Genomic DNA, 1,917 nt, shown 5'->3' with positions numbered 1-1,917 from the left:
ATCAACAGGGTTTAAAAAACAACTTTGGGCTTTAACAGAGCCATAGGGAAGGAGAGTGAATGGTCTTGGCAATATTGAATAATGGCTGGGGAACCTTACTTGCTGAAGAATTTGAAAAACTATATTATCAGCGCCTAAAAGAATTTTTAAAAGCAGAGTATGCTGAGGAAACCGTCTATCCTGACAAAAAAGATATATTTAACGCGCTGCATTTTACAGATTATGAGGATGTGAAAGTGGTGATTCTGGGACAGGATCCATACCACGGTCCAGGGCAGGCGCATGGGTTAAGCTTTTCGGTCAAACCTGGAGTGACTATCCCGCCATCGCTCCGAAATATATTTAAAGAATTGAATGATGACCGTGGCTGCTATATCCCTGACAACGGCTACCTAAAAAAATGGGCAGATCAGGGTGTGATGCTGTTAAATACGGTCCTTACTGTGAGAAAAGGGGAAGCGAACTCACACAAAGGAAAAGGGTGGGAGATTTTCACCGATAAAGTCATCACCCTCTTGAATGAACGTGAGAAGCCAGTCATCTTCATTCTCTGGGGAAAGCCGGCACAAAGCAAGCTTAAGCTGATAGACGAAAGCAGGCATAAAATCATCATGTCAGTCCATCCAAGCCCGCTGTCAGCAAGAAGAGGCTTCTTCGGCAGCAAGCCATTTTCAAAAGTTAACGAGATTCTGAGGGAACAGGGTGAACAGGAGATTGACTGGCAGATAGAAGGCTTGAAGGAAAGAGGTTAAGAGACTCTGGGGATCCAGGGTTTTCTTTTTGTATATTAAAATTAAGTTCCGCGAAAGTATTGGCTTTGTCAAAGATCAATCTTGATTAGAGGGGAAGGCGCGGGACTCTTAGGAAATGAAAAAACCATTCATTTTCTGGTAAAAATCGACATGTTTCACGTGGAACTGACATGTTCGTTTCCTGTGGTCGAAAAATAATCGGAATTGATGTAGAATGGAACGGTACAATAATGATTGCAAATGAAGATATACATATATGCTTCGATGATGGAGGTGAGCGATTGAATATTTCATTTCAAAAATTGCTATTGAAGATGGAAGACGAATTAAGGCTGGCCAAATCAGCAGATACAGAAGCTGCACAGCGGGAAAGAATTCATTCAATCAAAACCCTTTGTGAGCTTGTGCTGGATGAGCCTGTGCAGCAGGGAGCAGGAGCGACTGAGTACAGCAGTCCGGGTACAAGCAGGAACATCGTTAAGCCTGCGCCTACTCAATACGTTGCTGCCCAGCCGACGTTCACGCAGCCACAGATGCCTGTAAACCAGTCGTCGCCTATGGTGCCGCAGCCAAAGAAACTCGAAATGGATGATAACTCAAACGGAGACTCGCTTTTCGATTTTTAGGGCAACTGTGAATTTTTCCTATGAGAACATGGCCAATTATTAAGAAGAGGTGGAAAGAATGAAGACATTTATTTTAATTGGAGCAATCAATGCTTTCCTTGCCGTCGCACTTGGAGCGTTCGGAGCGCATGGACTAGAAGGGAAAGTAGAACCAAAATATTTAGAAACATGGAAAACAGCGGTTACATATCAGATGTTCCACGCAACAGGCATCCTGATTATTGGAATCATCGCTGGTAAATTGCCAGCCAATGCACTTGTTTCCTGGTCAGGCTGGCTGATGCTGATCGGTATCATTTTATTCTCAGGAAGCTTGTATGTATTAAGTGTTACAAAGATCAGCCTTCTTGGAGCGATTACTCCATTAGGCGGATTAGCCTTCCTCGCAGCCTGGGTTCTTATGATGGTTGCGGCTGTTAAATATTTATAATACAAAGAGCAAGCCAACTATTATGGCTTGCTCTTTTTTAAAGGCTCTGTTAAAGCTGAATGTTGATTTTTAAACCCTGTTGATTGTAGTGGATGGCGCGTAGACTCCT

At 43.2% G+C, this 1,917-nt stretch carries 3 protein-coding genes; all 3 read left to right on the top strand.

What is annotated here, in order from left to right:
- Nucleotides 1–59 precede the first annotated feature (59 nt).
- A complete protein-coding gene (locus V7654_RS03150) occupies nucleotides 60–752 on the top strand; it encodes a uracil-DNA glycosylase (protein ID WP_335428394.1) in 693 nt (230 codons plus the stop codon).
- Nucleotides 753–1,033: 281 nt separating this feature from the next.
- Nucleotides 1,034–1,378, top strand: coding sequence for a YwdI family protein (locus V7654_RS03145; RefSeq protein ID WP_335428393.1), 345 nt, complete (start codon nucleotides 1,034–1,036; stop codon nucleotides 1,376–1,378).
- A 58-nt stretch (nucleotides 1,379–1,436) separates the two neighbouring features.
- The gene (locus tag V7654_RS03140; protein WP_335428392.1) at nucleotides 1,437–1,808 is read left to right on the top strand and encodes a DUF423 domain-containing protein; all 372 of its coding nucleotides are present in this window, start codon (nucleotides 1,437–1,439) and stop codon (nucleotides 1,806–1,808) included.
- Nucleotides 1,809–1,917 lie beyond the last annotated feature (109 nt).

This window comes from Bacillus sp. JJ1609, from assembly GCF_036967045.1.
GTDB lineage: Bacteria > Bacillota > Bacilli > Bacillales > Cytobacillaceae > Mesobacillus.
The sequence above is the reverse complement of the archived record's forward strand: the minus strand, read 5'-3'. Positions and strand labels throughout refer to the sequence as shown.

Excerpts from the sequence above, each read along its gene's own strand:
- V7654_RS03150 (WP_335428394.1), top strand. The coding sequence starts at position 60 with ATGGTCTTGGCAATATTGAATAATGGCTGGGGAACCTTACTTGCTGAA.
- V7654_RS03140 (WP_335428392.1), top strand. The coding sequence starts at position 1,437 with ATGAAGACATTTATTTTAATTGGAGCAATCAATGCTTTCCTTGCCGTC.